Here is an 18,771-nt window from a genome sequence, read left to right as displayed (position 1 = left end):
AGGCGGGGGTCCGTATCAAGCCCGCAGACGGGGGAGGGCCTCCACGGCACCGGCCAGCCCGGCCGCGTCGGTGCCGATCTTGCGGTAGACGCTGGACAGCAGCAGCCGCACCCCCTGCTCGGTGAGGCGCAGCTCCTTGGCGATCACCGCCACCGGGCTGCCCTGGACGGTCAGTTCCGCCGTACGGCGCTCCTGGAAGGTCAGTGTGTCCGCCTGGACGTAGCGCAGGGGAAGCGGGCGCAGCCCGGCCGCCGAGAGCTCCTCCCTGGCGCGGGCGGCCAGCGCCTCGGCTCCGCAGTGGACGGCGCCCTCCAGGCCCTGGTACAGCCGGTCGGCGGCCTCCTGGAGCTGCCCGGCGCGGGACAGCGCGGCACCGTGGCCCACCAGGGCACGGGCGAGCTCGTACGACGAGGGCGACTGCTCCAACTGGTCGACGGCCTGCGCGTACAGCTCCAGCGAGGCCGGTTGGCCGGTCACCTCGGCGAGGGTGTGCAGGGCCTGGCCGAGCGTGGAGGCGGCGCCGAAGTCGCGGGCGCGCCGGACGGCGTCCTGGGCCTGGCGGACCGCCTCCTCCGGGTCCGTCGGAGCCAGCGCGGAGGCGAGTCTCAGCTGCCAGGGGCACCAGGCCGGGTTGCGCCATCCCCGGCCGTCCAGCCAGTCGCCCACCGCGGCCGACAGCACCGCCGCCTCGGCGTGCCGTCCCTCCGCCAGCAGGAGCTCCGCGTACACCGTGCGCGGGTCCGGATAGATGACCGCGCTCGGATTGGTCTCACCGAAGTGGTGCTCGTCGGCCAGCGCGCGTGCCTCGGTGAACCGCCCCCGGGCCAGCAGGGTCTTGATGAGGATGCCGATGCCGAACCACTGGGCGGCCACCACCCCTTCGACCTTGTCGGCGATGCGCAGACCTTCCCATACGAGGTCCTCGGCCTCGGCCAGACAGCCGCGGCGGTAGCGGATGTAGGCGGCGATGGTCTGGCCGAACGCCAGATGGGAGCCCCGCCAGCCCTTGGCCACGCATTCTGCGATGCCCCGGTGGAACAACTCCTCGGCCCGCCGCGGCTGGTCGCAGTACACGAAGACCAGCGCGACGGACAGCGGTACCTCGAAGCCGCGGTTCTCGTCCGTCCAGCTCATTCCGCCGCGCAGGGCCTTCTCGGCATAGGCCAGGGCGGTCGTGCGTGGTTCGCCGCGCTTCGCGGCGTCCCAGGCCCGCAGCCCCAGGATGTAGCGCTCCTCCAGGCTGCGCCCGGGCAGTTTCTCCGCCAGACGCGTCAGTGTCCGGGAGCGGGCGGCCGAGTCGGGGTCCTCGGAACGGACCATGCTCCAGACGAACTGGTCCGCCTGCATACGCAGTTTGACGCGCGGATCGCCGGCCTGCCGTGCCTCCTCGGCGGCGACTGCCACGGCCTCGGCCAGCTGGTCGGTGTGGGCCAGCGCCGTCGTCAGCCGGTAGACGATGCAGGCGCGCAGCTCGGGGTCGACGTCGGGCTCGGCCAGCGCCTGGCGCAGATACCGCACCGTGGCCGTGGGCTCGATCAGGAAGGTCGAGCCCGCCAGCTCGTGCAGTACCTCGGCACGTTCCTCGGGCAGCGGCGGCTCCTGAAGGGCGCGGGTCAGCAGCCGCCGCGCGGCCTCCGTCGCCCCGGCCCCGAGATATTCGCGCGCGGCCTCGCGCAGACACCTGACCGTCTCGGCGCTGCCCTCGCAGGGAACCTCCAGCAGATGCCTGGCGGCGGCGGTGGGGCCGTACCCGGCGTCCAGGAGCGCCACCGCGGCGGCGTTGTGCAGACCCGCGCGGAACGCGGTGCGGATGGACCGGTAGATCGTCGTGGCGATCAGCGGGTGCACGAACTCGAGCTCACCGCCGTGCACCTGGCCCTCCGCCAGGATGCGGGCGGAGCGCAGCTCCTGGGTCGCCTCGGTGACGGCCTCGTCGCCGAGCACCGCGATGGTCGCGGCGAGCTGCGGTGAGAAGGGCGATCCGAGAACGGCCGCGGTGTGCGCGAAGCGGACGGTGGCCGGGTCGAGCCGCCCCAGCCGCTCGATCAGTCCCGGCCCCTTGACCGCCGCGGCGAGCTCACGCATCGCCGGCAGGTCCTCCTCGGTGCCTCGCACCTTTCGCTCACCCAGTCCGATGGCGAGCTCCACCGACTCGAAGGGGCTGCCTCCCGTGGCCGACCAGCACTCCTTGCAGAATCGTTCCTCAGCGTTCTCGCCGATCTCGTCCCTGACGATCTGCGCCACCGCGTCGGCGGAGAGCCGCGTCAGATCGTGAGGGCGACCTCCATGGCGCCCGACGAGCGTGGCCAGTTCACCCGCTTCGGGCGGCAGCTCGTCGGGCCGGTACGCCATCACGATCATCAGCGGCAGGGAGTCGACGCGCGGCGCGAAGGAGGCGAGCCAGTTCAGGGACTCGGTGTCCGCCCAATGCAGGTCGTCCAGGAGCAGGGCGACCGGCGCCCTCTTCATCGTCAGCCGCGTCATGACCCAGTCGAGACCCTCACGCACGCCCGTCGGGTCCGGCGCGGGGGCGGGTCCCCGCGCCTCCATCCCCAGCACGGCGGCCATGACGTCGTACCAACTGCCCAGGAACGCGCGGAGCTCCGGCCCGTCCATCCTGGCCAGCGACGGCTGCACCAACTGACGCACGACGCGGAACGCGAGCCCCTGCTCCTTCTCCCCGCCCCGGCCGGAGAACACCGTGAGCCCGTGCCCCGCGGCCCGGACGCGGGCCTCCGCCATGAGCGCGGTCTTGCCCAGTCCGGCCGACCCGCTGAAGGCGAGCAAGCCCCTGCGCCGCGCCCGCGGCAGACCGTCCGTGCTTCGGCGCAACTCCTTGAACGCGGCGTCCAGGGCCTGAAGTTCCCGTTGGCGCTCGATCAACGGCCGTTGCTCCGTGATCGGCTGCCGGGGCTCCCTCGCCATGCGCCGTACCGCCTTCTGTCGTTCGGCCTCGGAAGAGCCGAGCGTACGCCTCGTGACCGGGCGGCCGGCCGGATTGGGCACCTATGGGTGAATCATCGACCGGGGAGGGGACAGGGCCCGTCCCTCGGGTATGAGGTCCGGATGGACACCGCCCGGTCGCTGTGTCGCGAGGGCACGCCGGGTGCCACTACACCACCGCCGGCACGGACGTCACATCCGCGTAGCGAGGCACGGTACGGGACCAGTCGTAACATCCACGGATCCAGCCGAGCATCCCTTCCACGTAGCCGGCGCCCGCCGGACTCAGCTCCGGTTCGATCTCCGCACAGAGCTTCTGGACCTCCTCGACCGTGTCGTTGATCCGCTGGACGGCCAGGACCACCGCGGTCTGCAACGAGCAACGGCGTTCCCGCTGATACGCGAGGGCCAGGTTGATCATTTCACCCGAGCGCTGCTCCTTCACCGCGGAGAACAGGTCGGCCGTCCACACCGCGGCGTCGCACGAGAGCCGGCTCAGCCGCCGAACCACCGGGTGGTGCAGCTCGGCATCGGTCAACTCGCACGGCTGGGCCGCCTCGTACAGCGGGTGGAACGGCTCGACGCCCGCGGTCAGCGACCGTACGGAGGTGCACTCCCCGGTCCGCAGCGCCCAGGGATGGGCCTGCGCCACCGCTTCGTACAGCAGACCGTGCACGTACTCACGGCTCTTGTCGGCCCAGCGCGCGGCCTGCGCGGGAGTGCAGCGTTCCCGGACCTGTCGGTAGAGATCCGCCAGGGCCGCTCCCAGTGGTGTGGTGGGCGGATCGTCGTCCCGGAGGATCGCGATGCTCTCGCACAGCATGGGCAGCAACTCGCCCGGAGAGCGCCGGCCGATGTACTCCGCCCGGTCGTCGAAGACGAACTGATAGGCGATCTGACGGGCCACGATCTGGAGGACACCGTCATCGACGGTGGGGCTGGTACGGGAGGCCAGTTCGGCGGGACGGGTGCGGGCGATCATCGTGGCCGTCGCAGGTTCGTCGGTCAGTCCCCACGCGGCCAGCCATGCGTCGACACCGGCCCTGGCCGCCGGTTCGTGGCTGTTGCGGCGGCCGGGAAAGGGCATGTGCAGGCGGGCGTCGATCAGATCCCTGAGGCTGGGCGACACCCGGCGCTCGCCCCGCACATCACCCGGCACACCTCCTTCGGCGCCGCCCGGCACTTCGTTCTGGACGTCGACTTGTACACCGATGTGTACGTCGACTTGTACACCGACTTGTACGCGGGCCGTGATTTCCTCATGTGTTGTCGACACCGTGGGTACCTGCCGTCCGGGGATCGGTGGTGGGAACTGCCGTTGTCCGCACGGACGAACGTGGTTCGCAACGCATGACGAGAGAACGCGGTCCGAGAGTGATCGCAGGTCGTGGTGTGTCTTCGATGTGCCCGGGCAGATGGCGCAGCCGCAGGCGGCCGGCGATCGTGGCCAGCGCCGACGTGGCCTCCACCATGGTGAATTCGTCGCCGAGGCACTTACGGCTGCCCGCGGAGAACGGCATCGTCGCGCGCCGCTGTTCGGCCGTGACCGCGCCCGGCAGCCAGCGGTCGGGCAGGAAGCGCTCAGGGTCGGGGAACCACTTCGGATCGTGGTGCAGGAGGTAGGGGCTGTACAGCACGATGGCCCCGCGCGGCAGGCGGCACCCGGCGATGTCCGTCTCCGACGTCGTGACGCGGGTGAAGATCCAGCCGGGGGAGGTGTGGCGCAGCGTCTCGGACACGACGCACCGGGTGTACACGAGGTGCGGCAGATCCTCGGGGCCAGGACTGCGGCCTGCGAGAACGGCGTCCAGTTCGGCGTGCAGCCGGCGCTCGGCCTCCGGGTGACGGGCCAGCAGGCTGAACGCGTCGGCCAGGCACAGGGCCGGGGCCTCGACGCCCGTGAGCAGCAGCGTGATCAGATGATCGTGGACCTCCTGATCGGTGATGGCCGCCCCTTCTGCCTCGCCGGCCGCGGCGGCCAGCAGGACACCCAGCACGTCGTCGTGGGAAGAGGCGGCCCGGCGCCGTTCCGCGATCGCCGCGCCGATGATCGCGTGCAGGCGGGCGACGGCGCGCCGGTAGCGACGGTTGGCGGGTGTGGCGAGCTGGAACGGGGCGTCGATCGGAACGACCGTGCGGACGAAGAGGCCACGGACGATGACGGTGAGACAGTCCCGGACGTCGGCGGCGGTCTCGTCGTCGAGTGAGCCGGAGAGCAGGACGCGGCTGATGACCCGTGTGGTGAACGCCATCATCGACTCACTGACGGGCACTTCCCCTCCCGCCGACCATGCCCGACACACCGACTCGGCCTCTTCGGTGATCAGATCAGTGTGCGCGGCGAGGCGCGAGGGACGGAAACTCGGCTGGAGTATCCTGCGCTTGTCCCGGTGCCGGTCGTGCGGACAAGTGACGAGGCCGTCGCCCATCAGGGTGCCGAGCCGATCGAACAGCGGGCCTCCCTTGTCGAAGGTGCGTGCATCCCTGAGCACTTCATGGGCCAACTCCGGATGGCACACCATCCAGGCACGCCGTGGGCCCAGACGTATCTCGACAAGATCCCCGTACGCAGGCAAAGAATTCAGAAACACAAGCGGTTGACGGAACAAAGCGATACCGTGGCCGAGGATGGGGAATATGCCTGGAGCAGTACCTGTCCGCCATACTCGCTCGCGTTCAGGAACAGCACGATTCATGAAAGCCTCCGGGTCGACCGGTCGACATGGCACGCGAAATGGGTGAACGTGCCACGGACTTGACGCTCGAGTCACACCTGCCCAGTTCGGGCGGCGCCAGGTTTCCCGAAACCTTTCTCCAAAGGGGCGCAAAGAAGCACGTCGAAGTGAAATCGGCAAAAAGAAGCAACAAGAAGCAACAAGAAGCATTCGGCGAACATGGGGTGATGCACCGTAGGTAGGCGGTGATCGCTATTTGTCACTCACATGTGGCCCCGCCCCATGGGAGACGCCACCACATGTATGTCCGCTCGGTGTGTCCCATGAGATGTCCGGCGTGATGTGGTGCTTGACCTGTGAGTCCGACGCGGCCGAGGATCATGTGCCATGACGCCTGCACACGGCAGCACGGTTGAAGGGGTGCTGCGGCGCAGCGCCCGGCGCACCCCGGCGCGCGTCGCGATCGACTACCGCGACCGCTCCTGGACGTACGAGGAACTCGACGAGGCCGTGTCCCGCGCGGCGAGCGTCCTGCTCGAACAGGGCCTCACCGCCGGCGACCGGGTCGGCGCCTACGGCCACAACTCCGACGCCTATCTGATCGCCTTCCTGGCCTGCGCCCGCGCGGGCCTCGTCCATGTCCCCGTCAACCAGAACCTCACCGGCGACGACCTCACCTACATCGTCGACCAGTCCGGCAGCACCCTCGTCCTCGCCGACCCCGACCTGGCCGGACGGCTCCCTGACAGCGTGCGGACGCTGCCGCTGCGCGACAGGGACGACTCACTGCTGACGCGGCAGGCCGCGGCACCCGCGTACGACGGCCCCGAGCCGCGCGGCGAGGACCTGGCGCAGCTGCTCTACACCTCGGGCACGACGGCCCTGCCCAAGGGCGCGATGATGACCCACCGCGCCCTGGTCCACGAGTACCTGAGCGCGATCACCGCCCTCGATCTGAGCGCCGGCGACCGCCCCGTCCACTCACTGCCGCTGTACCACTCGGCGCAGATGCACGTGTTCCTGATGCCCTACCTGGCGGTCGGGGCCACCAACGTCGTCCTGGACGCGCCCGACGGCGACCGGCTCTTCGACCTGATCGAAGCGGGCCGTGCGGACAGCCTGTTCGCGCCGCCGACGGTATGGATCGGCCTGGCCAACCGTCCCGACTTCACGACCCGTGACCTCGACGGCCTGCGCAAGGCGTACTACGGCGCCTCCATCATGCCGGTGCCCGTGCTGGAGCGGTTGCGTGAGCGATGGCCGAAGCTGGCCTTCTACAACTGCTTCGGGCAGAGCGAGATCGGCCCGCTCGCCACCGTGCTGGCACCGGACGAGCACAAGGGCCGGATGGACTCCTGCGGCCGCACCGTCCTCTTCGTCGACGCCCGGGTGGTGGACGAGAACGGCGAAGAGGTCCCCGACGGCACACCCGGCGAGATCGTCTACCGCTCCCCCCAACTGTGCGAGGGCTACTGGGACAAGCCCGAGGAGACCGCCGAAGCCTTCCGGGGCGGCTGGTTCCACTCCGGCGACCTCGCGGTGCGGGACGCACACGGCTACTTCACGGTCGTCGACCGGGTCAAGGACGTCATCAACTCCGGTGGCGTACTGGTCGCCTCCCGTCAGGTCGAGGACGCCCTGTACACGCACGAGGGCGTCGCCGAAGTCGCCGTGATCGCCCTGCCCGACGAGCGCTGGATCGAGGCGGTCACCGCGGTCGTCGTACCGCGCGGACGGCCTACCGAGGCCGAACTGATCGACCACGCTCGCCAGAAGCTCGCCCCCTTCAAGGCGCCGAAGCGGGTGGTGTTCGTGGACGAGCTTCCGCGCAACGCCAGCGGGAAGATTCTGAAGCGTGAGCTGCGGGACCGGTTCTCGGGCGGTCGACCGGACCCGGCCCCCGAAGCCGGTGCCCCCGGCGGCTAGCGCGGCCGGACGCTAGCGCGGCCGGAGGTCCTCGATCCGCCGGATCTTTCCCACCGAGCGCTCCAGGGAGTCCGGTTCGACGATCTCCACGGCGACCGACACCCCGATGCCGTCCTTCACCGCAGCCGCGATGGCTCGCGCCGCGGCCTCCCGCGTTTCGGGAGAGGCGTCGGGGCGGGCCTCGGCCCGCACGGTGAGCGCGTCGAGGCGGCCCTCGCGGGTGAGGCGCAGCTGGAAGTGCGGGGCGACCCCGGGAGTGCGCAGCACGATCTCCTCGATCTGTGTGGGGAAGAGGTTCACCCCGCGCAGGATCACCATGTCGTCACTGCGGCCGGTCACCTTCTCCATCCGCCGGAACACCCGCGCCGTACCCGGCAGCAGCCGCGTCAGGTCCCGGGTCCGGTAGCGGATCACCGGCATCGCCTCCTTGGTGAGGGAGGTGAAGACCAGCTCCCCCTTCTCACCCTCGGGCAGCACCTCACCACTGATCGGATCCACGATCTCGGGAAAGAAGTAGTCCTCCCACACATGGAGCCCGTCCTTGGTCTCCACACACTCCTGTGCGACCCCCGGCCCGATCACCTCCGACAGCCCGTATATGTCGACCGCCTCGATCGCGAACCGCTCCTCGATCTCCCGGCGCATCTGCTCGGTCCACGGCTCGGCGCCGAACACACCGACGCGCAGGGAGGTGCTCCGCGGATCGACGCCCTGCCGCTCGAACTCGTCGAGGAGGGTGAGCATGTACGACGGCGTCACCATGATGATCTCGGGCCGCAGGTCCTGGATCAGCAGGACCTGGCGCGCGGTCATGCCGCCGGAGGCGGGGATGACCGTACAGCCCAGCCGCTCGGCCCCATAGTGTGCGCCCAGCCCACCGGTGAACAGCCCATAGCCGTACGCCACATGCACCTTGTCCCCGGGACGGGCGCCCGCTGCCCTCAGGGAGCGGGCCACCATGTCCGACCACAGCGAAAGGTCGGCATCCGTGTAGCCGACGACCGTGGGGCGGCCGGTGGTGCCGCTGGAGGCATGGATGCGTCGAACACGATCCTGAGGCACGGCGAACATCCCGTACGGGTAGTTCTCGCGCAGGTCCGCCTTGGTCGTGAACGGGAAATGGGCCAGGTCGGCGAGCGAACGGCAGTCGTCGGGCCGTACGCCGGCCTTGTCGAAGGACGCCCGGTAGAAGGGCACGTTGTCGTACGCGTGCCGCAGCGATGTGCGCAGCCGCTCCAGCTGCAACGCCCGCAACTCCTCCGGGTCGAGCCGTTCCCCCGAGTCCAGCAGCTCCGTCGCGTCCGCCATGGGAACTTCTCCCTCGCCAACCGTGTCAATTCGGGCGACCGATCATTCGGTCCAGGTGTTCGGGATCAGTAATCCAGGCGGGGGTTGATCAGGCAAGAGGGTGGCGCGCACTTTTCCGCGGGCGTCGGAGCGCGACCGTCCGGGCCGAGGCCCAGACGCGACACCCGCGGGTCGCTGACCACAGGAGCCTCTACGGGCTCGGGCACTGGGGATAGTTAGGGTTCGGTGAGAAACCGGATGCCTGAACGAGACAGGGGACGACCGTGAGCGCGCCACGCCTGAGCAGTACACCATTGCCCGGCATCGGAGTCCGCTACGACCTCACCACCCGCGAACAGCGCCGCCTTTCGGTGGTCGCCCACCGGGACGGATCGCGGACGCTGAGCGCCTACCGCAAGGACGACCCGGACGCGTGTGCCCTGTCGGTACGGCTCAGCCCGGGTGAGGCGGACACCCTGATCGACGCGCTCATGCCGTCGCACCACAGCCCCAGCCTGCTGTCCACCACCGAACTGGGCCTGGTGGCCGAGCGGGTCGAGCTGTCCGCCACATCGCACTGGAACGGCCGGCTGCTCGGCGAGACCCGGATGCGCACCGAGACCGGTGTGTCCATCGTGGCCGTGCTGCGTCGCGCCGAGGCGATCCCGTCCCCGACGCCGGACTTCCGGCTGGCCGGCGGCGACACCCTGATCGTGATCGGCACGCGCGAAGGCGTGGACGCCGCCGCCGACATACTCGGACGGGAGTGACCGCGATGCACTCCTCCGCGGTCTTCCTCATAGAGTTCGGCGCGATCATCCTCGGCCTGGGCCTGCTCGGCCGGTTCGCCGCGCGGTTCCAGTTCTCACCGATCCCCCTGTACCTGCTGGCCGGGCTCGCCTTCGGTGAGGGCGGCCTGCTGCCGCTCGGCACCAGCGAGGAGTTCGTCGCCATCGGCGCCGAGATCGGGGTGATCCTGCTGCTGTTGATGCTCGGCCTCGAGTACACGGCCAGCGACCTCGTCTCCAACCTCAAGTCCCAGTACCCGGCCGGACTCGTCGACGCCACCCTGAACGCGCTGCCCGGTGCCGCCATGGCCCTGCTGCTCGGCTGGGGCCCGGTCGCGGCCGTCGTCCTGGCCGGTGTCACCTGGATCTCGTCCTCCGGTGTCATCGCCAAGGTCCTCGGCGACCTCGGGCGGCTCGGCAACCGCGAGACCCCCGTCGTGCTCAGCATCCTGGTCCTCGAGGACCTCTCCATGGCCGTCTACCTGCCGATCGTCACCGCGCTGCTCGCCGGCGCCGGACTCGCCGCGGGAAGCGCCACCCTCGCCGTCGCCCTCGGCGTCGCCGGCCTCGTCCTGCTGCTCGCGGTGCGCTACGGCCGTCACATATCCCGCTTCGTCTCCAGCGACGACCCGGAGAAACTCCTGCTGGTCGTCCTCGGTCTGACCCTGGTCGTGGCCGGACTCGCCCAGCAGCTCCAGGTCTCCGCCGCGGTGGGGGCGTTCCTGGTCGGCATCGCCCTGTCCGGCGAGGTGGCCGAGGGCGCCCACAACCTGCTGGCGCCGCTGCGGGACCTGTTCGCCGCGGTGTTCTTCGTCTTCTTCGGTCTGCACACCGACCCCGCCAGCATCCCGCCGGTGCTGCTGCCCGCCCTCGCCCTGGCCTTCGTCACGGCCTCGACGAAGATCGCCACCGGCTACTGGGCCGCCAAGCGCGCCGGAATCTCGGCGAAGGGCCGTTGGCGCGCGGGCGGCACACTCGTCGCCCGCGGCGAGTTCTCCATCGTCATCGCCGGGCTCGCCGTCACCGCCGGCATCGAGCCGTCGCTGGGTCCGCTCGCCACGGCCTACGTACTCATCCTGGTGATCCTCGGGCCGCTCACCGCCCGCTACACCGAGCCCCTGGCGACCCGTCTGACGCAGCGCCTGCGCCGCCCGGCGACGGCGGAGCGGGCGGTCGGTGAGGGCGGCGGCACCGAGGCGGGGCCCACCGGGGACGCACCGCACGACGCGGTCGAGGGGCAGGACGTGGTGGGCCGGCCCTGAGCTACGCCGGGGGTTTCGAACGGACAGCCGGGTGGGCGAGGTGGGCGCCCCTCCGCATACCCGGCGGTCCGTCGAAGCAGATTCCCCCCGATGACCGACCATCACAAACACGCGGGCGGCACGCCCAGGCCCGCCCGCCGGCACAAGCGCATCGACCACGGACCGAGCCCCGCCCGCCGGGCGCTCGCGAAACGCGCCCCGGCCATCACCGAGGCCCGCTGGTTTGCCCTCGCGGTCCTCACCCTCATCCTGGCCAACGCCGCACTGCTGGGCGCGGAGACCTACCGGAGTCTGGTCGGGGAGTGGCACCAGTGGCTGCGCCTCGCCGAGCATCTGTGCCTGGCCGCCTTCACCGTCGAGATCGCTCTGGCCTCCTCAACCGCCACTGGCTCCGTGGCCGTTGGGTGGACATGGCCAGCGCTGTCTCCAGCGCGTTGCGAGTGCTCAAGGTATGCGTGTGCTCCTCGCCCAGGATGCGGACGCGGTCATCGAGGGTTCGGCGCAGCAGCTGTATCGCCTCGGCCTGCTCACCTGCACTGGTCAAAGCGAGAGCGAGGTTGTGGCGACTGCCAAGGGTGTCCGGGTGCTCGGGGCCCAGGATGCGGGTGCGGTCCTCCAGGGTCTGCCGGTGCATGCGCACTGCTTGTGCGTGCTCGCCCATCCCGTCCAGGGCGAGACCGAGGCTGTCCCGGCCGGCCAGCGTGTGCGGATGCTCATCGCCCAGAATGCGGGCGTGGTCGTCGAGCGCCTGCCGCAGCAGCTGTATCGCTTCCGTCTGCTCACCCGCCCTGGTCAGGGCGCCGGCGAGGTTGTGGCGGCTGAGCAGGGTGAGGTGGTGCTCGGGGCCCAGGACACGGATGCGGTCCTCCAGGGTGCGCCGGTGCATGCGCACTGCTTGTGCGTGCTCGCCCATCCCGTCCAGGGCGAGACCGAGGCTGTCACGGCTGGCCAGCGTGTGCGGATGCTCGGGGCCCAGGACGCGGGTGCGGTCGTTGAGGGTCTGCCGCAGCAGACCCACCGCCTCGGCATGCTCACCCGTCCCGTCCAAAGCGCATGCGAGGTCATTTCGGCTGGTCAAGGTATCGGGGTGCACGGGGCCCAGGATGCGGGCGCGGTCCTCCAGCGTCTGCCGCAGCAGGCGTATTGCCGCGGCCGGCTCTCCCAGTCCGAACAAGGCATTGCCCAGGTTGTTGCGGCTGGTCAAGGTATCGGGGTGCTCGGGGCCCAGCATGCGGGTCGCGACGTCGAGGACCCGTTCATCCAGCAGGCGCGCCGCACCGAAAGCGCCGGCCTTCTGCAGCACCTGCGCCAGGACGTTGAGAGTGGTGCGGTGGAGTGTGGCGGTGCGCGGGTCCGCGTAGTCGAGCAGCAGAGGCAGGTGAGGGGCGAGGAGCACGGCTGCGGGCCAACCGGCGCGGCCGCGCTGGATGGCCTCGTGCACGGCCGTGGTCAGCCGCTCGGCAAGGGCCCGGTGCCACACGGCGAGCTCGGAGGTCTCGGCCGTGAGGGCGACAGCGTTGATCTCTCGGATCAGGGGATGCAGCACCACCTGCGCCCCCTCACTGCTGCCCGACGCCGGGCCGGTGCTGCCGGGAGAATCAGGCAGGCCGAGGAGACCGTAGCGGTGCAGGCCGGCGAACGCGGCCTCCAGGGCCACCGCGGTGACGTCGTGTCCAGTGACGACCGACAGCAGGTCCGGGGTGATCAGGGACAGTGGGACGGGGGCCTGAGCCAGCAGGGCCAGCAGTCGCAACAAGGGGCGGGCCAAAGCGTCGCCCTTCCCGGCGAGCTGGTCCAAGGACACCTCCCAGGTGTGCCGCACCACGGCGCGGGCGACCTGCGGATGGGAGGCGTTCGGGTGCGCCGCTCCCAACAAGAACCGCAGTTCCTGTTCCAGGGCCTGGCGGTAGGCGGCAAAGGTGCGGTAGCGGCTGGTGGGTCCGGCCAGATAGGTGCCGGCCGCGTGCAACGCCAGTGGCAGCCCCCCGAGTCGCGCCGCCAGCTCCCGGGCCTGCTCGGCGGTGCCGGCCGCGGGAGCAGCGTCCAGCAGGACCTGCCCCGCAGGTCGCACCGGCAGCGGCTCCAGCGGCAGCAGCCGTGCGCACGGACCCCAGGTCTGCTCGCTGCCATCCCGGCTGGTCACCACCAGCAGGCCCCGGCCGTGCGGACGGATCCAGCCGCGGTAGTCGGCCACCGGCTCCCCTGCCGGGCCGATCTCGTGCGGCTCGTCGGCGTTGTCCACCACCAGCAGCCACCGCCGCACCCGGCCCAACTGTCGCCAGACCACATCCGGCAGGCTCGCCTGCCCCGCTCGCGCGGCCTCCAGCTCTGCCTCTGGCAGGCCGCAGGCCAGCGCCGCCTGCACCATCTGCTGCGCCAGCTCGGCGCCGTCGCGCCAGCGCACCCAGAACACTCGCCAGCCCGTCGCCTCGGCCTGGGCGGCCAGTTGCGCGGCCACCGTCGTCTTGCCCATCCCGCCGACCGCGCACAGCACCGCGAACCGGCCTTGTGGCCGCCGAAGCATGCCTGCCAGCACGGCGAGTTCTCCCTCACGCCCCCGCACGCGCTGAACATGCGGGGGGCGTAACGAAGCCTGCTGGCCTCGGGCCAGTCGGCTCACCGGTGCCAGCCGCGCCGGGGGCCTTGCTGCGGCATCCAGATGCCGACCCCACAGCAACAGCCCGATGCTGACCGCCACCAGCACGGCGAACACCGACCAGATCACCCACGCCTGCGCCGCCCAGCCAGGCACCGCGGCACTGGCGTAGTTGGTCACCGGCCCCAGCACAGCCGCCACCAATGCGGCCCCTCCCGCTACCGCCGACCCGGCCCACGCACCCCGTCCACGCCCCATGGCCTGCCGCCCCCGTCCGCCGTCACCAGGATGCTCCCGCCTGGATCACGTCCATGGAAGGGTGCGGGTGGTCGCGACGCGGGCGGCGGTGTTGCTCCGGTTCACCGGCCTTCTCGCTCCCGGCTTCATTCGTTCGGCCCAACGAGCTGGCCGACGGCAGGGAAACGACAGACCTGGGCCCTCGACGACCTCGAGGCGAGTCTTCGCCGAACCGCGGTGGTGGTGCCGAGGGACCGGACGGATCGGGCGCGCCGACGATCGGCTTGAGCGACTGATAGCGGCGGCTAGGTAAGCCGCCTCGGGAAGCCGACCCGCGTCCGAGCCGGCACCCTCCGCAGCTCACCGCAGCTCACCGCAGCTCACCGCAGCTCAGCCCTTCCGGGGTCCGTACGCCGTCATGAAGCGGTCACGGAAGCGGTCCATGCCCCAGGTAGGGGCGTTCTCGGCGGGCTTGAGGCCGTCGGTCCAGTTCCAGGAGGCGATCCTGTCCAGGACCTTCTGGTCGCGGGCGACGATGGTGACGGGCACGTCCTTGCTGGTGCTGCCTGCAGTGACGGTCGGGACGGGCTGGTGGTCGCCGAGGAAGACGAGGACCGTGTCGTCGGTGCCGTAGCGCTCGACCCATTCGGTGAGGCTGCGCAGTGAGTACTCGATGGCACGGCGGTACTCGGTGCGGACGCGCTCGGGGTCCTTCCAGACCTCCGCGGGATCCGTGCCCTCCTTCTTGATCCGGTGGAAGACCGAGCCGTCGCCGAGGTCGTCCCAGTCGATCATGCGGGCGATGGGGGACCAGGGGTTGTGGCTGGAGGCCAGGATGATCTCCGCCATGATCGGCTCACGGTTCTTCTTGCCGTGCTCCAGACGCTGGAAGGCCTCCAGGCTGAACTGGTCGGGCACGGGGGTCCAGCTGAAGTACGGGCCGTGGTAGCCCAGATGCTCGGAGTCGTAGATGTGGTCGAGGGCGAAGTACTTGCCCTCCGGCCAGGCCCGCCGCACGCCCGGTACGACGCCGACCGTGCGCCATGCCCCGGTCTTGCGGAAGTAGCTGTTCAGCGTCGCGCGGTCGCTGGTGGTCAGACTCCGGTACCGCTGCTGGTTCTTGATCCAGAGACCGGAGAGGAACGTGGAGTGCGCCAGCCAGCTGCCGGCCCCCGTCACCGGCGACTTCAGCCAGGCGCTGCGCGACTGGAACCCGGCCGCCTTCAGGTTGCTCGTCCCTTCCTTCAGCACCGCGTCGATCTGCGGCGCCATCGCCGGGTCGTCGATCGCCACCCGGCCGTAGCTCTCGATGAACGTGAACAGCACGTCCTTGCCGCGCAGCCCCGTCAGCAGCTCGTCCGGCGGCGTCTTCGCGAAGGCGTCCACCGCTGCCTGCTTCTGGAAGACGCGTCCGTCCTTCAGGCCCGCCTGCACCTGGTCGATCCGGTTGTTCACGAACTCGGCATTGCCCTTGGTGGCCAGCGGGACCCCGGCGATCTGGATGCTCAGCGTCATGCAGGTGATCCACGCGGTGCCCAGGATCAGCGTCGTGCGCGTGGCGACGGCACGGTGGCGGACCAGCAGGTTCGTCATCCGCACCATCGCCAGAGTCATGAGGACGAGTACGGCGACGATCAGGACGATCACGCCGGCCACCGCGAGCACTTGTCCGCTGCGTCCGAACGACTCCCGCACGAACTCCGCCGCGTCGTCGAGCAGGATCCAGTCCAGGACGAGGTCGAAGGGGCGGGCCAATACCTGGTAGAAGCCCATGTCGACGAACTTCAGGACCGTGAGCAGGCCGAGCAGTGCGCCGGAGACGACCGCCATCAGCCGCCGTGACCGGGTCGGGAGCGCCAGCAGGAGGCCCGCCAGCAGGATTCCCTCGGCCGGCAGCCGGAAGAACGACTCGGGGCCGAGCCGTTCGAGACGGTTGGGTACCAGCAGCGCGAACAGCACGAACCCGGCAGCCAGCACGGTCGTCCCCACGGTGACGCCGCGAGCGGTACGGGGCCAGCGGCGCCGCCAGCCGAACCAACCCGGGGACGGGGGAGCGGGTGGCTCCGGGGGGCGTTGCTCCGCAGCGGGGTCGGCCGAGGGACTCTCGGTCGAGTCGGTTGCGCCGCTCGCGTCGGCCGAGGGACTGTCGGTCGAGTCGGCTTCCCCGGCTACGTCCGCCGCGTCGGCCTCCTCGGTGGGGACATCGGCCGCGCCGCCCGTTCCCGCCCCGCCCGCGTCCTCGTCGCCCGCACCCCCCGCACCCGCGTCCCCGGCTCCCGCTCCTCCCTCAGCGGCGTTCGTGTGCTGGTGGGAGCGAGTGAAGAGCGACACCCGGCGGTCCTTCCGTGCGGTCTTGCGATGGCATGGCGAACAGCGCCCTGTGACGGGGGCTGCCACCACCAGTACGTCCGCACGTCACCTTAGGTTCAATCGCGGCGGACCGGAATTCACCGGTCCGCCGACACCGCCACCTCCCTCGCCCACCGGTAGTCCGCCTTGCCGCTGGGCGAGCGCCGGATCGAATCCTTGATCACCAGCTGGCGGGGGATCTTGTACCCGGCGAGCTGGGAGCGGCAGTGCGACTGGATGTCCTCCAGGGAGGGCCGTACCGCGCCCTCGCGCAGCTGCACCACGGCTGCCACATGGTGTCCCCACTTCGCGTCCGGCACCCCGGCCACCAGCGCGTCGTACACGTCGGGATGGGACTTGAGGGCCTGCTCGACCTCCTCGGGGTACACCTTCTCGCCGCCGGTGTTGATGCACTGCGAGCCACGGCCGAGCACCGTGACCACGCCCTCCTCGTCGACGGTGGCCATGTCGCCGAGCAGCACCCACCGCTCGCCGTCCTTCTCGAAGAAGGTCTCATCGGTTTTCCGAGGGTCGTTGTAGTAGCCGAGCGGTACATGGCCGCACTGGGCGATGCGGCCCACCTCGCCCACACAGACCCGTTCGTGCGTGGCCGGGTCGACGACCTGCGTACGGGAGTTCACCCGGATGCGGAAGCCGCGCCGGGGCCCGGAGTCCTCGGTGGCCGTCCCGTTGAAGCCGGATTCCGAGGAGCCGAAGTTGTTCAGCAGCAGCACGTTCGGGACCAGGTCCTGGAACTGCCTGCGCACCGTGTCCGACATGATCGCCCCGGAGGACGACACGCTGAACATCGACGAGCAGTCCGTGCCCTTCATGGGCCCGTTCAGGGCGTCGACCAGCGGCCGGAGCATCGCGTCGCCCACCAGCGACACGCTGGTGACCTTCTCCTTCTCGATCGTCCGCAGGACGTCTTCCGGGACGAACTTGCGGTGGATCACGACGCGTTGGCCGAAGTTGAAGCCTATGAAGGCCGTCAGTGTGGACGTCCCGTGCATCAGCGGAGCGGTGGGGAAGAACGTGATCCCGTCTCCGCCGGCCGCGACCCGTTCGGCGAGCTCCTCCGGCTTCTGCACCGGCTCGCCCGTCGGGGCCCCGCCGCCCAGCCCCGAGAAGAACAGATCCTCCTGGCGCCACATCACGCCCTTGGGCATGCCCGTGGTGCCCCCGGTGTAGATGATGAACTGGTCGTCACCTGACCTCGCCGGGAACCCGCGCCCGGGCGACCCGGCGGCCTCGGCGTCCGTGAACGCCACCGCGGGCACGACCGCCGCCCCGGACGCATCCGGAGCCACGCCGCCCACCCGGACCAGATGCCGCAGCCCCGGCACCCGAGGCAGCGCCGCGGCCACCCGGTCCGTGAACTCCGCGTCGTAGACCAGGGCGGTCAGATCCGCGTCCCGGTAGAGGTACGCCAATTCCTCTTCGACATAGCGGTAGTTGACGTTGACCGGCACGATCCGTGCCTTCAGGCAGGCCAGCACCGTCTGCAGGTACTCGATGCCGTTGTAGAGGTGCAGTCCGAGGTGCTCGCCGGGGCGTATCCCGCTGTCGATCAGGTGGTGGCCGATGCGGTTGGCCGCCGCGTCGAGCTGCGCGTAGGTCAGCCGGCGTTCCGCGCCCGACCCGGGGCGGTCGACGTACACGAGCGCCTCGCGGTCGGGCACCGCGTCGACGACCGATTCGAACAGGTCGGCAAGGTTGTACTCCACCGCTCCTCCTGACCTCGGCAGGGCCTGGCTCGTTGACGGTTCGCCGGTCATCAGAGCAAAGGGCGGCACAACTGTGAAGCCTGCGCGCAAAAGAATCTGACTGGCTGTCAGAAAACTCTTGAAGTGCTCTGCCACCTACTGCAACCTGTTCTCGTTCTGTCAGAGGGGAGACGGCTCATGGGTGGCACCGAACACCTCACTGTGCGCCGCGAGGGCGCCACACTGGTGCTCACGCTCAACCGGCCCGAGGCGAAGAACGCGCTCTCGCTGCCGATGCTGGTCGGCCTGTACGACGGCTGGGTCGAGGCCGACGCCGACGACTCGATCCGCTCGATCGTGTTCACGGGCGCGGGCGGCTGCTTCTGTGCCGGGATGGACCTCAAGGCCCTCGCCGGCAACGGCTTGGAAGGGGAGCAGTACCGCCACCGGCTCACGGCCCATCCCGACCTGCACTGGAAGGCGATGCTGCGCCACCATCGCCCCCGCAAGCCGGTGATCGCCGCCGTCGAGGGGGCCTGCGTCGCGGGCGGCACCGAGATGCTCCAGGGCACCGACATCCGCGTCGCCGGCGAGTCCGCCGTGTTCGGCCTGTTCGAGGTCCGACGAGGACTGTTCCCCATCGGCGGCTCCACCGTCCGCCTCCAGCGCCAGATCCCGCGCACCCACGCCCTGGAGATGCTGCTCACCGGCCGTCCCTACAGCGCCCGGGAAGCCGCCGGCATCGGTCTCATCGGCCATGTCGTCCCCGACGGCACCGCCCTCGCCAAGGCCCTGGAGATCGCCGAACAGATCAATGCCTGCGGCCCGCTGGCCGTCGAGGCCGTCAAGGCGTCCGTGTACGAGACCGCCGAGATGACCGAGACCGACGGCCTCGCCGCCGAACTGAAGCGCGGCTGGCCGGTGTTCGACACCGCCGACGCCAAGGAAGGCGCCCGCGCCTTCGCGGAGAAGCGGCCGCCCGACTACAAGCGTGCCTGACGA

At 70.4% G+C, this 18,771-nt stretch carries 11 protein-coding genes; 4 read left to right on the top strand and 7 right to left on the bottom strand.

Annotated elements, in window-relative coordinates:
* Positions 1–15: 15 nt before the first annotated feature.
* From ACHBTE_RS11980 to ACHBTE_RS11970, 3 genes are all read right to left on the bottom strand, one after another.
* Positions 16–2,925 carry an ATP-binding protein gene (locus tag ACHBTE_RS11980; RefSeq protein WP_394723663.1) on the bottom strand — a complete coding sequence of 970 codons (2,910 nt, stop codon included), beginning with the start codon at positions 2,923–2,925 and terminating at the stop codon, positions 16–18.
* A gap of 187 nt (positions 2,926–3,112) precedes the next feature.
* A complete protein-coding gene (locus ACHBTE_RS11975) occupies positions 3,113–4,102 on the bottom strand; it encodes a (-)-alpha-amorphene synthase (protein ID WP_394723662.1) in 990 nt (329 codons plus the stop codon).
* A 100-nt stretch (positions 4,103–4,202) separates the two neighbouring features.
* Positions 4,203–5,639, bottom strand: a complete 1,437-nt coding sequence (locus tag ACHBTE_RS11970) for a cytochrome P450 (protein ID WP_394723931.1) — start codon at positions 5,637–5,639, stop codon at positions 4,203–4,205.
* Between the two features lie 366 nt (positions 5,640–6,005).
* On the opposite strand from ACHBTE_RS11970, the gene ACHBTE_RS11965 reads away from it, so the two are divergent.
* Positions 6,006–7,544 carry an acyl-CoA synthetase gene (locus ACHBTE_RS11965; protein WP_394723661.1) on the top strand — a complete coding sequence of 513 codons (1,539 nt, stop codon included), beginning with the start codon at positions 6,006–6,008 and terminating at the stop codon, positions 7,542–7,544.
* Positions 7,545–7,556: 12 nt separating this feature from the next.
* Here the strand turns inward: ACHBTE_RS11965 and paaK are convergent, their stop codons facing one another.
* Positions 7,557–8,852: a phenylacetate--CoA ligase PaaK gene (gene paaK, locus ACHBTE_RS11960; protein ID WP_394723660.1), complete on the bottom strand. Its 1,296-nt coding sequence runs from the start codon at positions 8,850–8,852 to the stop codon at positions 7,557–7,559.
* Positions 8,853–9,115: 263 nt separating this feature from the next.
* On the opposite strand from paaK, the gene ACHBTE_RS11955 reads away from it, so the two are divergent.
* Both ACHBTE_RS11955 and ACHBTE_RS11950 read left to right on the top strand, forming a co-directional pair.
* Positions 9,116–9,601, top strand: coding sequence for a cation:proton antiporter regulatory subunit (locus tag ACHBTE_RS11955; RefSeq protein ID WP_394723659.1), 486 nt, complete (start codon positions 9,116–9,118; stop codon positions 9,599–9,601).
* Positions 9,602–9,606: 5 nt separating this feature from the next.
* A complete protein-coding gene (locus tag ACHBTE_RS11950; protein ID WP_394723658.1) occupies positions 9,607–10,881 on the top strand; it encodes a cation:proton antiporter in 1,275 nt (424 codons plus the stop codon).
* Positions 10,882–11,230: 349 nt separating this feature from the next.
* On the opposite strand, the gene ACHBTE_RS11945 is transcribed toward ACHBTE_RS11950, so the two are convergent.
* The 3 genes from ACHBTE_RS11945 to ACHBTE_RS11935 all read right to left on the bottom strand — a co-directional run bounded on the left by ACHBTE_RS11945 (position 11,231) and on the right by ACHBTE_RS11935 (position 17,790).
* A complete protein-coding gene (locus ACHBTE_RS11945) occupies positions 11,231–13,678 on the bottom strand; it encodes a tetratricopeptide repeat protein (protein ID WP_394723657.1) in 2,448 nt (815 codons plus the stop codon).
* A gap of 426 nt (positions 13,679–14,104) precedes the next feature.
* Positions 14,105–16,045 carry a sulfatase gene (locus tag ACHBTE_RS11940; RefSeq protein WP_394723656.1) on the bottom strand — a complete coding sequence of 647 codons (1,941 nt, stop codon included), beginning with the start codon at positions 16,043–16,045 and terminating at the stop codon, positions 14,105–14,107.
* A gap of 116 nt (positions 16,046–16,161) precedes the next feature.
* Positions 16,162–17,790, bottom strand: coding sequence for an acyl-CoA synthetase (locus ACHBTE_RS11935; protein WP_394723655.1), 1,629 nt, complete (start codon positions 17,788–17,790; stop codon positions 16,162–16,164).
* Between the two features lie 177 nt (positions 17,791–17,967).
* Here ACHBTE_RS11935 and ACHBTE_RS11930 point away from each other — a divergent pair, with 177 nt between their 5' ends.
* Positions 17,968–18,768, top strand: coding sequence for a crotonase/enoyl-CoA hydratase family protein (locus ACHBTE_RS11930; RefSeq protein ID WP_394723654.1), 801 nt, complete (start codon positions 17,968–17,970; stop codon positions 18,766–18,768).
* Positions 18,769–18,771: the final 3 nt, after the last annotated feature.

The organism is Streptomyces sp. M41 (assembly GCF_043673425.1).
In the GTDB taxonomy this organism is placed as follows: Bacteria; Actinomycetota; Actinomycetes; order Streptomycetales; family Streptomycetaceae; genus Streptomyces.
Note: the sequence above shows the minus strand (reverse complement) of the source record. Positions and strands in the feature narration are given on the sequence as shown.

Bases quoted from the DNA above. Each gene is read 5' to 3' on its own strand.
- ACHBTE_RS11980 (WP_394723663.1), bottom strand. From the start codon at position 2,925: ATGGCGAGGGAGCCCCGGCAGCCGATCACGGAGCAACGGCCGTTGATC.
- ACHBTE_RS11970 (WP_394723931.1), bottom strand. From the start codon at position 5,639: ATGAATCGTGCTGTTCCTGAACGCGAGCGAGTATGGCGGACAGGTACT.
- ACHBTE_RS11965 (WP_394723661.1), top strand. From the start codon at position 6,006: ATGACGCCTGCACACGGCAGCACGGTTGAAGGGGTGCTGCGGCGCAGC.
- paaK (WP_394723660.1), bottom strand. From the start codon at position 8,852: ATGGCGGACGCGACGGAGCTGCTGGACTCGGGGGAACGGCTCGACCCG.
- ACHBTE_RS11950 (WP_394723658.1), top strand. From the start codon at position 9,607: ATGCACTCCTCCGCGGTCTTCCTCATAGAGTTCGGCGCGATCATCCTC.
- ACHBTE_RS11930 (WP_394723654.1), top strand. From the start codon at position 17,968: ATGGGTGGCACCGAACACCTCACTGTGCGCCGCGAGGGCGCCACACTG.